This is a genomic window from Pantoea sp. PGP6, from assembly GCF_053474785.1.
Genome location: NZ_JBQBMA010000001.1, coordinates 128,973 through 143,037, shown reverse-complemented (window position 1 = coordinate 143,037; position 14,065 = coordinate 128,973). Strand labels below are relative to the sequence as shown.

The 14,065-nt window shown below is 56.3% G+C and carries 17 protein-coding genes; 10 read left to right on the top strand and 7 right to left on the bottom strand.

Annotated elements, in window-relative coordinates:
* Positions 1-70: 70 nt before the first annotated feature.
* The 5 genes from rfaQ (at position 71) to coaD (ending at position 4,892) form a co-directional block, all read left to right on the top strand.
* The gene (rfaQ, locus tag ACLIBF_RS00660) at positions 71-1,147 is read left to right on the top strand and encodes a putative lipopolysaccharide heptosyltransferase III (protein ID WP_031375142.1); all 1,077 of its coding nucleotides are present in this window, start codon (positions 71-73) and stop codon (positions 1,145-1,147) included.
* On the top strand, positions 1,140-2,273 hold the full coding sequence (locus ACLIBF_RS00655) for a glycosyltransferase family 4 protein (protein ID WP_279810181.1): 1,134 nt from the start codon (positions 1,140-1,142) through the stop codon (positions 2,271-2,273). Before rfaQ ends, ACLIBF_RS00655 begins: the two co-directional genes overlap by 8 nt.
* Before the next feature lie 92 nt (positions 2,274-2,365).
* On the top strand, positions 2,366-3,640 hold the full coding sequence (waaA, locus tag ACLIBF_RS00650) for a lipid IV(A) 3-deoxy-D-manno-octulosonic acid transferase (protein WP_031375144.1): 1,275 nt from the start codon (positions 2,366-2,368) through the stop codon (positions 3,638-3,640).
* Positions 3,640-4,416, top strand: coding sequence for a glycosyltransferase family 2 protein (locus ACLIBF_RS00645; RefSeq protein WP_448309130.1), 777 nt, complete (start codon positions 3,640-3,642; stop codon positions 4,414-4,416). The genes waaA and ACLIBF_RS00645 overlap by 1 nt, the downstream gene beginning before the upstream one ends.
* A complete protein-coding gene (gene coaD / locus ACLIBF_RS00640) occupies positions 4,413-4,892 on the top strand; it encodes a pantetheine-phosphate adenylyltransferase (protein WP_031375146.1) in 480 nt (159 codons plus the stop codon). The genes ACLIBF_RS00645 and coaD overlap by 4 nt, the downstream gene beginning before the upstream one ends.
* Here coaD and mutM read toward each other — a convergent pair.
* The 4 genes from mutM to radC form a co-directional block, all read right to left on the bottom strand.
* The gene (gene mutM / locus ACLIBF_RS00635; RefSeq protein ID WP_031375147.1) at positions 4,889-5,698 is read right to left on the bottom strand and encodes a bifunctional DNA-formamidopyrimidine glycosylase/DNA-(apurinic or apyrimidinic site) lyase; all 810 of its coding nucleotides are present in this window, start codon (positions 5,696-5,698) and stop codon (positions 4,889-4,891) included. The genes coaD and mutM overlap by 4 nt on opposite strands.
* 69 nt (positions 5,699-5,767) lie before the next feature.
* Positions 5,768-5,935 carry a 50S ribosomal protein L33 gene (gene rpmG / locus ACLIBF_RS00630; protein ID WP_001051798.1) on the bottom strand — a complete coding sequence of 56 codons (168 nt, stop codon included), beginning with the start codon at positions 5,933-5,935 and terminating at the stop codon, positions 5,768-5,770.
* Between the two features lie 20 nt (positions 5,936-5,955).
* Entirely contained in the window at positions 5,956-6,192 is a 237-nt protein-coding gene (rpmB, locus tag ACLIBF_RS00625; RefSeq protein WP_006121249.1) for a 50S ribosomal protein L28, read from the bottom strand.
* 240 nt (positions 6,193-6,432) lie between these two features.
* A complete protein-coding gene (radC, locus tag ACLIBF_RS00620) occupies positions 6,433-7,089 on the bottom strand; it encodes a RadC family protein (RefSeq protein ID WP_031375148.1) in 657 nt (218 codons plus the stop codon).
* A gap of 180 nt (positions 7,090-7,269) precedes the next feature.
* Between radC and coaBC the strand changes: the two genes are divergently transcribed.
* From coaBC to slmA, 3 genes are all read left to right on the top strand, one after another.
* Positions 7,270-8,490 carry a bifunctional phosphopantothenoylcysteine decarboxylase/phosphopantothenate--cysteine ligase CoaBC gene (gene coaBC, locus ACLIBF_RS00615; protein WP_279810180.1) on the top strand — a complete coding sequence of 407 codons (1,221 nt, stop codon included), beginning with the start codon at positions 7,270-7,272 and terminating at the stop codon, positions 8,488-8,490.
* Complete coding sequence (dut, locus tag ACLIBF_RS00610; protein ID WP_031375149.1) at positions 8,468-8,926, top strand: dUTP diphosphatase; 459 nt, start codon at positions 8,468-8,470, stop codon at positions 8,924-8,926. The genes coaBC and dut overlap by 23 nt, the downstream gene beginning before the upstream one ends.
* 118 nt (positions 8,927-9,044) lie before the next feature.
* Positions 9,045-9,641, top strand: a complete 597-nt coding sequence (gene slmA, locus ACLIBF_RS00605) for a nucleoid occlusion factor SlmA (RefSeq protein WP_031375150.1) — start codon at positions 9,045-9,047, stop codon at positions 9,639-9,641.
* Positions 9,642-9,672: 31 nt separating this feature from the next.
* Here the strand turns inward: slmA and pyrE are convergent, their stop codons facing one another.
* Complete coding sequence (gene pyrE / locus ACLIBF_RS00600) at positions 9,673-10,314, bottom strand: orotate phosphoribosyltransferase (RefSeq protein ID WP_046289512.1); 642 nt, start codon at positions 10,312-10,314, stop codon at positions 9,673-9,675.
* Between the two features lie 49 nt (positions 10,315-10,363).
* Positions 10,364-11,080, bottom strand: a complete 717-nt coding sequence (rph, locus tag ACLIBF_RS00595) for a ribonuclease PH (protein WP_031375152.1) — start codon at positions 11,078-11,080, stop codon at positions 10,364-10,366.
* Between the two features lie 148 nt (positions 11,081-11,228).
* On the opposite strand from rph, the gene ACLIBF_RS00590 reads away from it, so the two are divergent.
* Positions 11,229-12,413: a NupC/NupG family nucleoside CNT transporter gene (locus ACLIBF_RS00590; RefSeq protein WP_031375153.1), complete on the top strand. Its 1,185-nt coding sequence runs from the start codon at positions 11,229-11,231 to the stop codon at positions 12,411-12,413.
* 36 nt (positions 12,414-12,449) lie between these two features.
* On the opposite strand, the gene ACLIBF_RS00585 is transcribed toward ACLIBF_RS00590, so the two are convergent.
* Positions 12,450-12,875, bottom strand: a complete 426-nt coding sequence (locus ACLIBF_RS00585) for a DUF3574 domain-containing protein (protein ID WP_031375154.1) — start codon at positions 12,873-12,875, stop codon at positions 12,450-12,452.
* A 157-nt stretch (positions 12,876-13,032) separates the two neighbouring features.
* Between ACLIBF_RS00585 and ACLIBF_RS00580 the strand changes: the two genes are divergently transcribed.
* Positions 13,033-13,896, top strand: coding sequence for a YicC/YloC family endoribonuclease (locus ACLIBF_RS00580; RefSeq protein WP_031375155.1), 864 nt, complete (start codon positions 13,033-13,035; stop codon positions 13,894-13,896).
* Positions 13,897-14,065: the final 169 nt, after the last annotated feature.

Here is a 14,065-nt window from a genome sequence, read left to right as displayed (position 1 = left end):
TTGAGGCTGGCTTTATCCTAAAAAGGGTTTGCCCTACAATCGGTTCACTAAAATTTGAGAACAATTGTTTATGGCCAGTCCGATTCCAGCAAACGTCTCTCCGCAAAATATATTGCTCATCAAGCTGCGCCATCATGGCGACATGCTGCTGACGACGCCGGCGATCAACGCCCTTCGCCAGCGTTATCCGCAGGCCAGTATCGACGTGTTGCTTTATCAGGAAACGCGTCCGATGCTGGAAGCGCATCCGGATATCCGCCATCTGCACGTGATTGACCGTAAGTGGAAGCAGCAAGGTGGCTGGCGCAAGCTGGGCCATGAATATGCCTTGATTCGTGCGGTACGGGGTTGCCATTACGACCTGGTGATTAATCTGGCCGATCAATGGCGTGCCGCCCTGATCACCCTGCTCTCCGCCGCGCCGATACGCATCGGCTTCGCGTTTAAAAAGCGCGACAACCTGTTCTGGCGGCTGTGCCATAACCAGCTGGTGCCCACTCTCAATCACAGCAAACTGCATACCGTGGAGCAGAATATGTCCGCGCTGGCCCCGCTCGGCATCAGCAGCGAGGGCGCGCGGGTTTCGATGCACTACAGCGAAGCCGATCGTCAACACGTGCTCGCCAGACTGGCGGAGAAGCAGATCGCCTCGCCGTTTATCGTGGTGCAGCCGACCTCCCGCTGGGGCTTTAAATGCTGGGAAGAGGAGAGCGTTGCCGCCACCATCGACCAGCTGGCGCAGCCAGAACGTCCGGTGGTGCTGACCGCCGGACCGGATAAACACGAACTGGCGATGATCGAGCGCATTCAGGCCCTGTGCACCTCGCCGTATGTGGTGTCATTAGCAGGCCAGTTCACACTGCCGCAGCTGGCGGCGCTGATCGATCATGCCAGGCTGTTTATTGGCGTCGACTCCGCCCCGATGCATATGGCGGCCGCGCTGAACACACCCTGTATTGCGCTATTTGGCCCGACCAAGCTGCAGCACTGGCGGCCGTGGGGCGACAATAATCACGTCATCTGGGCGGGCGATTATGGTCCGCTGCCGTCACCGGACTCGATTGATACCAAAACTGACCAGCGTTATCTGTCTGCCATCCCGGTTAAGGATGTGGTCGCGGCGGCAAGGAGCTATCTGAATGAGTAAGTTACGGCTGGCGATTGTCCGGCAGAAATACCGGCCTGATGGCGGTGCTGAGCGTTTTATCTCGCGAGCGCTGGAAGCGCTGGGCAGCGAACAGCTGGATCTCAACATCATCACGCGCAGCTGGCAGGGCACGCCGAATCCTGACTGGCACCTGCACATCTGTAACCCACCTAAACTGGGACGGGTCTCTCGCGAACGTGGATTTGCCCGTGCGGCCCGCGCCTGCTGGGAACGGGAAAAATTCGACATTGTGCAAAGCCATGAGCGCATCGCCGGTTGTGATATTTTTCGGGCCGGCGATGGTGTCCACCGCGTCTGGCTGGAACAGCGTGCGCGTATCGTTTCGTCCTGGCAGCGCCTGAGCGCCAGCCTCAGCCCTTACCATCGCTATGTGCTGCAGGCGGAAGCGGAGATGTTTAATTCGCCCACGCTGAAAGCGGTCATTTGTAACTCTGAGATGGTAAAACGCGACATCCTGCGCTGCTTCTCACTCGGTGCCGAAAAAATCCACGTCATCCATAACGCCATCGACAGCAGCCGTTTTCAGCCCGCAACTGACGCCACCCGCCACGCGACCCGTCAGCAGTTATCGCTGCCCGATAGCGCGACTGTGCTGATCTATGTTGGATCTGGTTTTGAGCGTAAAGGGCTGAAAGCGGCGATTGAAGCGCTGGCCGGCAGCGATCGCTATCTGATTGTGGTCGGTCAGGATAAACAGCTGCAGCGCTATCAGCAGCTGGCGAATCAGCTTAACTGTCTGGATCGCCTGCGTTTTGTCGGCGTACAGCAGGATGTGCAGCCGTTCTATCATGCGGCCGATGGTTTACTGCTGCCCACGCTCTACGATCCTTTCCCGAATGTGGTGCTGGAGGCGATGGCCTGTGGCCTGCCGGTAATTACCAGCACCGGCTGCGGCGGCGCGGAATTTATTACTGCCGGTCAGGAAGGTTTCGTCTGTGATGCGCTGGATATCAATGGACTGAATCAGGCGATTCAGGCGATACCGTCGCTTTCAGTCGACTCACGCATGGGCGAAGCGGCACGGCGCAGAATTGAACCTTATGGGCCGCAGCGACTGGCCAGCTCGCTGACTTCGCTGTATCAACAGGTGCTGCGAAGCAACTGACAATGTGGGATGAGTGGATGCAGGGTTTCTGATAACATGCCGCCATCTGATTTTAATCTGGTTTTAGACGCGAACGTGTCGTAACGGTAACTATGACGACCATTTACACCGCACTGCTCTATCTTATTCAGCCACTGATTTGGCTGCGCCTGTGGCTGCGCGGTCGTAAAGCGCCGGCCTATCGCAAACGCTGGGCAGAGCGCTATGGCTATTGTGTCGGCAAAGTTAAGCCAGACGGTATTGTGCTGCACTCGGTGTCGGTCGGCGAAACGCTGGCGGCGATCCCCCTGGTGCGTGCGTTGCGTCATCGTTATCCTACCCTGCCGATTACCGTCACCACCATGACACCAACCGGTTCAGAGCGGGCGCAATCGGCGTTTGGCAAAGATGTGCATCACGTTTATCTGCCTTATGACCTGCCAGGCTCGATTAATCGTTTCCTCGATACGGTCAACCCACGGCTGGTGATCATCATGGAAACCGAGCTGTGGCCCAATATCATCCGCATTCTGCATCAGCGCAATATTCCGCTGGTGATCGCCAACGCCCGTCTTTCGGCGCGTTCGGCAAAAGGCTACCGCAAGCTGGGCAAATTCATGCGCCAGCTGCTGCAGAGCATCACGCTGATTGCGGCGCAGAATAGTGAAGATGGCGACCGGTTCCTTGAGCTGGGCCTGAAGCGCTCGCAACTGGCGATTACCGGCAGCCTGAAATTTGATATCTCAGTGACGCCAGAGCTGGCGGCCAGAGCCGTCACGCTGCGCCGTCAGTGGGCACCGCGGCGTCCGGTGTGGATTGCCACCAGCACCCATGAAGGCGAAGAGGCGATCGTGCTCGATGCGCATCGCCGACTGCTGCAATCCTTCCCGGATTTACTGCTGATTCTGGTTCCCCGCCATCCCGAACGTTTCAACGATGCGCGCGAACTGACCCAGCAGCGTAACTTCAGCTTTATCCTGCGCAGCAGCGGTGAGATCCCTTCTGGCTCGACTCAGGTGGTGATTGGTGACTCGATGGGTGAACTGATGCTGCTGTACGGTATTGCCGATCTGGCATTTGTCGGTGGCAGCCTGGTTGAACGGGGCGGACATAACCCACTGGAGCCTGCTGCACATGCGATTCCGGTTCTGATGGGGCCGCACACCTGGAACTTCAAAGATATCTGCAGCAAACTGCAACAGGGCCAGGGCCTGATTACCGTCACCGACGTGATTTCGCTGGAAAAAGAGGTCACCAACCTGTTGCAGGATGATGACTATCGTCGTTATTACGGACGCCACGCGGTGGACGTGCTGCATCAGAACCAGGGCGCGCTGCAACGTCTGCTGCAGTTACTCGAACCCCATTTACCGCCACGGGCCCACTGATGCCAACACGCCAACGTCTTTCAGTGGTGATGATCGCCAAAAACGAAGCGGAACTGCTGCCTGACTGTCTGGCCTCCGTCAGCTGGGCCGATGAGATTATCCTGCTGGATTCCGGTAGCGAAGATAACAGCGTGGAAATTGCCACCCAGGCGGGCGCGCAGGTGTTTCGCAGCGATAACTGGCAGGGTTACGGCATACAACGCCAGCGCGCGCAGCGTTACGCCAGCGGCGACATGATTTTGATGATCGATGCCGATGAGCGCGTGACGCCAGAGCTGCGCGCCGCCATTGAGCAGGTATTGATCGCCCCACCCAGCCGCACGGTTTACAGCCTTGGCCGCAGCAACCTGTTTCTGGGCCGCTTTATGCGCCACAGCGGCTGGTATCCTGACCGCGTCATGCGGCTTTATCCCCCGACGTTGCACTACAATGACAACCTGGTGCATGAATCGCTGAACGCCGAAGACGCGCCGGTGGTGGCACTGAAGGGAGACCTGCAACACCTGACCTGTCGTGATTTGATCGCCTTTCAGCGCAAGCAACTGGCGTATGCCGAAGCCTGGGCGACGGAACGTTATCAGCGCGGTAAACGCTGCGGCCTGTTTTCTATCTTCAGCCATACGCTGGGTGCATTTGTAAAAACCCTGCTGTTACGCGCGGGCTTTCTGGATGGCAAACAGGGCTGGATCCTGGCGGTGGTTAACGCACAATATACCTTTAACAAGTATTCGGCGCTGTGGGCGCTGAAGCACGCATCGGCAAAAGGGCGAGTATGAGTACTAAAGCCATTTATCCCGGCACCTTCGATCCCATTACGCTGGGACATCTCGATATTGTGACGCGGGCCGCGCAGATGTTTGATCGGGTAGTGCTGGCGATTGCCGCCAGTCCCAGCAAGAAGCCGATGTTCAGTCTGGACGAGCGTGTGGCGTTGGCGAGCCAGGTAGTGGCACATCTGCCTAACGTTGAGGTGGTCGGATTCAGCGATTTAATGGCAAATTTCGCCCGCTCTCAGCAGGCTAACGTGCTGGTTCGTGGACTGCGCGCGGTGTCGGACTTTGAATATGAAATGCAGCTGGCGCACATGAATCGTCACCTGCTGCCGACGCTGGAGAGCGTGTTTCTGATGCCGTCGGAAGGCTTCTCTTTTGTCTCCTCTTCGCTGGTCAAAGAGGTGGCGCGTCACGGTGGCGATGTTACCGCCTTCCTGCCCGCGCCAGTCTATCAGGCGTTACTGGCTAAATTAGCTTAGTGCTGGCAATTCGGGCACCAGTAAGTGCTGCGTTGCCCGTGTCTGCCGCTGATAATCGGCGTACCACATGCCCGGCACGGTTCCCCGGCCCGGCCATAAACCTGCAGCTGCTGCGCAAAATACCCCGGCTTACCGTCACTCTGTAAGAAGTCACGCAGCGTGGTTCCGCCCTGCTCGATGGAACGCAGTAACACCGCTTTGATAGTATTGACCAGCACTCCGGCCTCTGACTGCGACAGACTGCCGGCAGGTCGATCGGGCAGGATCCCGGCAGTAAACAGCGACTCGCTGGCGTAAATATTGCCGACGCCGACCACCACTTTGTTATCCATCAGCCACTGTTTAATCAGCGTCCGTCTGCCGCGCGACTTTTCGAACAGATAAGCGCCATCAAATTGGTCGCTGAGCGGCTCCGGTCCCAGATGCGCCAGCACGCTGCTGCCGGCCAGATCGCTGCTCCAGAGCCAGGCGCCAAAGCGACGCGGATCGGTGTAGCGCAGCACTTTGCCATTGCTCATCACTAAATCAACATGGTCATGGGTGGCGGCCGGCAACTCTTCTGGCAGCACACGTAAACTGCCGGACATCCCGAGATGGATGATGATCCAGCCATGCGGCAGCTCCAGCAGCAGATATTTTGCCCGACGCTGCACGCTGAGTACCGGCTGATCGCTCAGCGACAGGATCTCCTGTGAAACTGGCCAGCGCAGACGTGAATTACGCACCACGGCGTGAAGGATGGTTTCACCGACCAAATGCGGTTCGATACCGCGACGGCTGGTTTCAACCTCTGGCAACTCTGGCATAACCTCTCCTCAGCGGATTGCACAAACAAAAAACCCGGCCGGAGCCGGGTTTTTAGCAGAACACTAAAATTACTTAATTTTAGCTTCTTTGTAGATCACATGCTGACGTACAACCGGATCGAACTTTTTCAGTTCCAGCTTCTCTGGTTTAGTACGTTTGTTCTTCGTGGTGGTATAGAAGTGACCTGTACCAGCAGAGGAAACCAGCTTGATCTTCTCACGAATACCTTTAGCCATGATTCAGTTCCTTAGTACTCTTAGTACTTCTCACCACGGGCACGCATGTCGGCTAACACCGTATCAATGCCCTTTTTATCAATAATACGCATACCTTTTACAGATACACGCAGAGTAACGAAGCGCTTCTCGCTCTCAACCCAAAAACGGTGTGAGTGCAGGTTCGGAAGGAAACGGCGTTTCGTCGCGTTCATTGCGTGGGAACGGTTGTTACCGGTCACCGGACGCTTTCCAGTTACCTGGCAGACTCGTGACATGTCTATTCTCCAAAAATCAAATCAGCTCGAGCTTTAAAAATTAGGTTTTGGCCGCCTCGTCAGGCTTGCAGCCCGCCAGGCGAGTTCCATGGAACCCGCTAAGCTGGCCTAACCGCCAAACCCGAGATTCTCAAAGGTGGCGTAGTATACGCCGCTCAGCCCAAGTGCTCAAGTCCCGAACAGATAAAGATCCCGAATGATCGGGTAAAAAGCCGCCACCTGGCGCGAATTTTTGCTGTGTTAAAGCCAGCCTCGCTCAGCAAACGAGACATATTCGCCATGACCTATCACCAGATGATCGAGCAAACGGATGTCGAGCAACTGGCAGGCTTCGCTGACTTTTCGCGTCACATCGCGGTCAGCCCGGCTCGGTTCCGCCATCCCGGAAGGGTGGTTATGCGCCAGAATCAGTGCGGCTGCATTGACCTTAAGCGCCTCCCGTACGATCTCGCGCGGGTGGACCTCTACGCTGTTGATGGAACCCGAAAACATCTTTTGCGCCACCAGCACCCGGTGCTGATTATCAAGAAACAGCACCATAAAGATCTCACGCTCCTGACGGGCTAACAGACTTTGCAGGTAATGCCGCGTGACCTGAGGATTTTCCATCGCACTTTCGCGGGCCAGCTGGCTGGCAAAAAAGCGCTTCGCCAGCTCCGCTATCGCGTGCAGCTGTGCCAGCTTGGCATCACCGACGCCCTTGATGCCGCTGAAAGCGGCTTTGCTGGCGGTCATAATGTGATAGAGCGAGCCAAACTCCTGCACGATCTGCTGCGCCAGCGCCATCACGTTCTGTCCCGGCGTGCCGGTTCGCAGAAACAGGGCCAGCAGCTCGACGTCACTCAGCGCCTGTGCGCCCTGCTGCTTTAGCTTCTCCCGCGGTGCCATACTTTTCATCTGCATTCTCCCTGTGGCGAACGTCAGAGTGACCCATCTGGCGCAACGCCACCATCAGCAGCGTGACTTTTTACGAGATGGCTCGCAAACGCAGGCAGTGAAAAGGCGCGTCACTGCTTTTGTGATAAAGTCCGTGCATTCGCCGCGGCAGGCGGCAGACAGTTTAGTGAGGCCAACATCATGATGGGATTAGCCGGTAAAAAAATTCTTCTTGGCGTGAGTGGCGGGATTGCCGCCTACAAAGCACCTGAGCTGGTGCGGCGCCTGCGCGATCGCGGTGCCGATGTCCGCGTGATGATGACGGACGGCGCTAAAGCGTTTATTACGCCGCTCAGCCTGCAGGCGGTTTCCGGTTATCCGGTATTTAACGATCTGCTCGACCCGGCGGCAGAAGCGGCAATGGGGCATATTGAGCTGGCCAAATGGGCTGATTTAATTGTGCTGGCCCCGGCAACCGCCGACCTGATTGCCCGAATTACCGCCGGCATGGCCAACGATCTGGTCACCACCGCCGTACTGGCCACCGCATCGCCGGTGGCAGTGGTGCCGGCGATGAATCAACAGATGTATCGCGCGGCAGTGACCCAGCAAAATCTGCAGGCGCTGCAGCAGCGCGGCGTACTGATTTGGGGACCTGACAGCGGCAGCCAGGCCTGTGGCGACGTCGGACCGGGCCGGATGCTCGATCCGCTGGCAATCGTCGACCATGCAATACAGTGGGCCACGCCCGTCAACGATCTGCAACATCTCAACATTATGATTACCGCCGGTCCCACCCGCGAGGCACTGGACCCGGTGCGTTACATCACCAATCACAGCTCCGGCAAAATGGGTTTTGCTATCGCAGCCGCAGCGGCCCGACGCGGTGCCACCGTTACGCTGGTCAGCGGGCCGGTGACGCTGCCTGCGCCTGCGGGGGTAAAACGGGTCGATGTCACCAGCGCGCTGGAAATGCAGGCGGCGGTGATGGCCGAGATAGATAAACAACATATTTTCATTGCAAGCGCAGCCGTGGCAGACTACCGGGCGGTCGACATTGCGGCCGAAAAAATCAAGAAACAGGGCGGCGATGATAACGTCACGCTGCAACTGATAAAGAATCCCGATATTGTTGCCGGCGTCGCCGCGTTACAGGAGCACCGGCCTTTCGTGGTTGGATTTGCTGCTGAAACCCAGAATGTGGAAGAATACGCCCGGCAAAAACGGGTGCGCAAGAATCTGGACCTGATCTGCGCTAACGACGTTGCTAAAGCCGGACAAGGGTTCAATAGCGACACCAATGCTCTTCACCTTTTTTGGCAGGATGGAGAAAAGCGCTTACCGCTCAGCGATAAGTCTCTCCTTGGCCAACAATTATTAGACGAGATTGTCAGCCGTTATGATGAAAAAAATAGACGTTAAAATCCTTGATGCGCGCGTCGGTAAAGAATTTCCGCTGCCGACCTACGCCACCTCGGGTTCCGCTGGGTTAGATTTACGCGCCTGCATCGACGATGTTCTCGACATCGCACCAGGCACCACCACGCTGGTTCCGACCGGCCTGGCGATTCACATTGCCGATCCTGATCTGGCTGCGGTCATCCTGCCGCGCTCGGGCCTCGGCCATAAACACGGCATCGTGCTGGGTAATCTGGTGGGACTGATCGACTCCGACTATCAGGGACAGTTGATGGTCTCAGTATGGAACCGTGGCCAGGAAAGCTTCTCGCTGCAGCCGGGCGACCGCATGGCACAGCTGGTTTTTGTCCCGGTGGTGCAGGCCGAGTTTAATCTGGTGGAAGACTTCGACGCCAGCTTGCGCGGCGAAGGCGGCTTCGGTCACTCAGGCCGTCAATAACCAACGCTACCGACTTTCACTTACGCCAATTATTTTTTCTCATCGCCATGAGACGTGTGCTTGTGGCAGATGCGTAGGTGTTGCCTGTTTAAGGTGAATTTCAGGGGTCTTTTAGGTCATGGCAGAAAAAAAAGTCGCGAAGCGAAATCGTCGCGAAGAGATTTTGCAGGCGCTGGCGCAAATGCTGGAGTCAGGTGATGGCAGTCAACGGATTACCACTGCCAAACTGGCAGCCACGGTCGGCGTGTCAGAAGCGGCGCTCTATCGTCACTTCCCCAGTAAGACACGGATGTTCGACAGCCTGATTGAGTTTATCGAAGACAGTCTGATTACCCGCATCAATCTGATCCTGAAAGATGAGAAAGAGACCATGACGCGCCTGCGTCTGATCGTGCAATTGATTCTGGGATTTGGTGAGCGTAATCCGGGGCTGACGCGTATTCTGACCGGTCATGCGCTGATGTTTGAGCAGGATCGCCTGCAGGGGCGCATCAATCAACTGTTTGAGCGGATTGAAGTGCAGCTGCGCCAGGTGATGCGTGAGCGCAAAATGCGTGAGGGTGAAGGCTTTCAGTCTGATGAGACGCTGCTGGCGAGCCAGCTACTGGCGTTTTGTGAAGGTTTACTGTCGCGTTATGTCCGCTCGGAGTTTCGCTTTAGTCCGACCGCAGACTTTGAAGCTCGCTGGCCGCTGATTGCTGCCCAGATGGTATAACGGGAAGGCGGGCATCACGCCCGCCTTCTGTTTAAATGCCGTAGGCTTTTTGATACGCCCGCACCTGGGCTAAATGATCCGCCATCTCAGGCTTCTCTTCCAGCCACACAATCAGATCAGCCAGCGTAATGATTGCGGTCACGGTGCAACGATAATCACGTTCCACTTCCTGAATCGCCGACATGTCACCCCGTCCACGCTCCTGGCGATCAAGCGAAACCAGCACGCCAGCCAGCGTCGCGTTGTGCGCACCGATGATATCCATCGACTCACGAATCGCGGTACCCGCGGTGATCACATCATCCACCAGCATCACTTTGCCCTGCAGGGGACTGCCAACCAGTAATCCGCCTTCGCCGTGATCTTTGGCCTCTTTACGGTTAAAGCAGTAAGGCACATCGCGGTCGTGGTGATCGGCGAGTGCGACCGCAGTGGTGGTCGCAATCGGAATACCTTTGTAGGCCGGACCGAACAGCAGGTCGAAATCGACGCCGCCATCCACCAGTGCCTGCGCGTAGAAGCGTCCCAGCAGCGCTAAATCCCGTCCACTGTTAAACAGACCGGCGTTAAAGAAATAGGGGCTTTTACGCCCGGACTTTAAAGTGAACTCACCGAACTTCAGCACCTGCTTGTTCAGGGCGAAGTCAATAAACTGACGCTGCCAGGCTTTCATTTCTCACTCCTCAAATAAAGAAAAGGCGACTCTGTGGTCGCCTGTTACATCAATTTTCCAGCGCTGCTTTCTGCGCCTGAATTAACTCTTCAATTCCGCCGCGTGCCAGCGCCAGTAGCGTCAGCAGCTCTTCATGGCTGAACGGCTCGCCTTCGGCAGTGCCCTGCACCTCGATCATGCGGCCATCTTCCATCATCACCACGTTCATGTCGGTTTCTGCTGCAGAGTCTTCAACGTATTCCAGATCGCACAGCGCTTCGCCCTTAACGATGCCGACCGAAATTGCCGCCACCATCCCTTTCATCGGGTTAGCTTTCAGCTTGCCGCTGGCGACCAGCTTGTTCAGCGCATCGGCCAGCGCCACGCAGGCTCCGGTGATTGATGCGGTGCGCGTGCCGCCATCGGCCTGGATCACGTCACAGTCGAGCGTAATGGTAAATTCACCCAGCGCTTTCAAATCCACCGCGGCGCGCAGTGAACGGGCGATCAGACGCTGAATCTCCAGCGTACGTCCGCCCTGCTTGCCTTTTGCGGCTTCACGCGCCATGCGGCTGTGGGTTGAACGCGGTAGCATGCCATATTCGGCGGTAATCCAGCCCTGGCCCTGGCCTTTAAGGAAACGCGGAACCCCTTCGTCTACGGAGGCAGTGCAGAGCACTTTGGTTTCACCGAATTCCACCAGAACGGAACCCTCTGCGTGTTTGGTGTAATTGCGGGTCAATGTGACTGGACGCACCTGTTGTGCGCTACGGCCTGCTGGACGCATGGGTAATCTCCGGCTTGCTAATGATTGGCTGCGCATTATACGGACTTCCTTGCCCGCTGTCTCTTGCGCTGGTCCGCCGCATCATCAGATGAAATTCCCGGCTGACTGTGGCTAAATGCGCGTTCCTTTCTCTCTGATTAAATAAATTATGGCCGCCATTCTTCATTTCCTGCTGGCGCTGGGGGTGATCTTTGCCCTTGCGCTGCTGGTCAGTCATGACCGTAAACAGATTCGCCTGCGCTATATCGTTCAGCTGATTGTGGCAGAAGCCGCACTCGGCTGGTTCTTTCTTCATTCAGCCAGTGGCCTGGCGCTGGTCGGATCGGTGGCGGGCTTCTTTGAAACACTGCTCGGCTTTGCCGCACAGGGCACAGAATTCGTCTTTGGCGGGATGAGCAAACAGGGGCTGGCATTTATTTTCCTCGGCGTCCTCTGCCCGATTGTGTTTATTTCGGCCTTAATCGGCATATTGCAGCACTGGCGCATCCTGCCGCTGCTGATTCGGTTTATCGGGACCCTGCTGTCGAAAATTAACGGCATGGGTAAGCTGGAGTCCTTTAACGCCGTCAGCACGCTGATCCTCGGCCAGTCGGAAAACTTCATCGCGTATAAAGGTATTCTGGGCGATATTCCGCCGCGCCGGCTTTACACCATGGCGGCGACCGCAATGTCCACCGTCTCGCTGTCGATTGTTGGCGCTTATATGTCGATGATCGAAGCCAAATATGTGGTCGCGGCGCTGCTGCTTAATATGTTCAGCACCTTCATTATCCTGTCGATCATTAACCCGATGAAGAGCCAGGATCAGCAGCCCATCGCTCTCGATAAACTGCATGAAGATCAAAGCTTCTTTGAGATGCTGGGTGAATACATTCTGGCTGGCTTTAAAGTGGCGATGATTATTCTGGCAATGCTGATCGGCTTTATTGCGCTGATCGCGGCCGTGAATGCGCTGTTTGCCGCCGTGTTCGGTTACAGCTTCCAGCAGTTGCTCGGCTACCTGTTTTATCCATTTGCCTGGCTGATTGGCATTCCGACTGCCGATGCACTGCAGGCGGCCAGTATTATGGCGACCAAGCTGGTGGCGAATGAGTTTGTGGCGATGATTGAACTGCAAAAAGTCGCGTCAGGCATGAGCGCACGCGGACTGGGTATTCTGTCGGTGTTTCTGGTCTCGTTCGCTAACTTCGCCTCTATTGGCATTGTAGCGGGTGCGATCAAGGGACTGAACGAGCAGCAGGGCAACGTGGTCTCACGTTTTGGCTGGAAACTGGTGTACGGCTCGACACTGGTGAGCCTGCTGTCGGCCGCCTTTGCCGGTCTGTTTATCTGATAGCCAACGGCGGCAAGTCTGCCGCCGTTTCCCGCCTCAGAACCCGACACAGACGGGTGCATCAACCCGCATCACCGACTCCTGACCAAAGCGCTTTTTATACAGGGTGCGTAGCGCTTCAATATTGGCATTCGCAGTCGAATCAAAGCCGTGGATCAGCATCAGCGCTTTGCTGTTTTCGCGCGCCAGCTGGCCATTGTCGCCCAGCCACTGTCCCCTGGCGTCATATACCGATAACCCCGCTCTGAAGCGTGGTGTTACCTCGTTATCCACGAAGTTCATCCACTCAAGTGAACTCACCGTTCCCCCCTGTGGCTTGCTCAGACCAAACCACAGCGTGGTCTGCATCATGACGTCACCGCCGGCGCAAATCGGCTGGGGTTTAGTTGGCGGTGAAGGGGGAGCCTGACAACCCGCCAGCATCAGAGCCAGCGCAACGGGAACAGCAATAACGCGAAACATAGATCGGCATCCTCACATAGTCGGCCAGCCATCATCATAAGTGCCTGTGGTATAAAGCGGAAATGATTCGTTATTTCGCCGTGAGACGCTTATGCCTGTTATGCCGTGGCTGCCCTCGCTATACTTCCCCTCATCTTTCCGAAAATGAGTACCGCTTATGATCCGCAGTATGACCGCTTATGCCCGCCGCGAAGCTAAAGGCGAATGGGGCAGCGCCGCCTGGGAGCTGCGTTCCGTGAACCAACGTTATCTGGAAACCTATATCCGTCTGCCGGAGCAGTTCCGCGGACTGGAGCCGGTGATCCGCGAGCGCATTCGCCAGCGTCTGACGCGCGGCAAGATTGAGTGCAACCTGCGTTATGATGCCGATCCCAGTGCTCAGGGCGAACTGATGCTGAACGAAGCGCTGGCGAAACAGCTGGTGCAGGCCGCTAACTGGGTGAAGATGCAAAGCGATGAAGGCGCGATTAATCCGCTGGATATTCTGCGCTGGCCGGGTGTGATGTCTGCTCAGGAGCAGGACCTGGACGTGATCAACCAGCAGTTGTTGCAGGCGCTGGACGGCGCGCTGGATGATTTCATTGCGGCACGCGAAAGCGAAGGTACCGCACTGAAAGCGATGATTGAGCAGCGTCTGGAAGGCGTCTCACAGGAAGTCAGCAAAGTCCGCGCACAGATGCCTGAAGTGATCAAATGGCAGCGTGAACGGCTGGTCGCCAAGCTGGAAGATGCCGAAGTGCAGCTGGAAAATAATCGCCTTGAGCAGGAACTGGTGATGATGGCGCAGCGTGTTGATGTCTCCGAAGAGCTGGACCGGCTGGATGCTCACGTTAAAGAGACCTATAACATTCTGAAGAAGAAAGAGGCAGTTGGCCGTCGTCTGGACTTCATGATGCAGGAGTTTAATCGCGAGTCGAATACGCTGGCATCGAAGTCTATCAATGCAGAAATCACGACCTCCGCGATTGAGCTGAAGGTGCTGATTGAGCAGATGCGCGAACAGATCCAGAATATCGAGTAACGTTTCCCTTATCAAAGCGCCCGCCGGGGCGCTTTGTTTCCTTTAAGCGATTTGCCTCAAAAGCCGATAACGCCTTTTTGCCTGCTGGTCACTTTTTCGGCGCTATCCGCGTAATAATTACGTAAAGTTAGATAAATAATAATTTCCAGACTGTTCTGCCAGCCCAAAA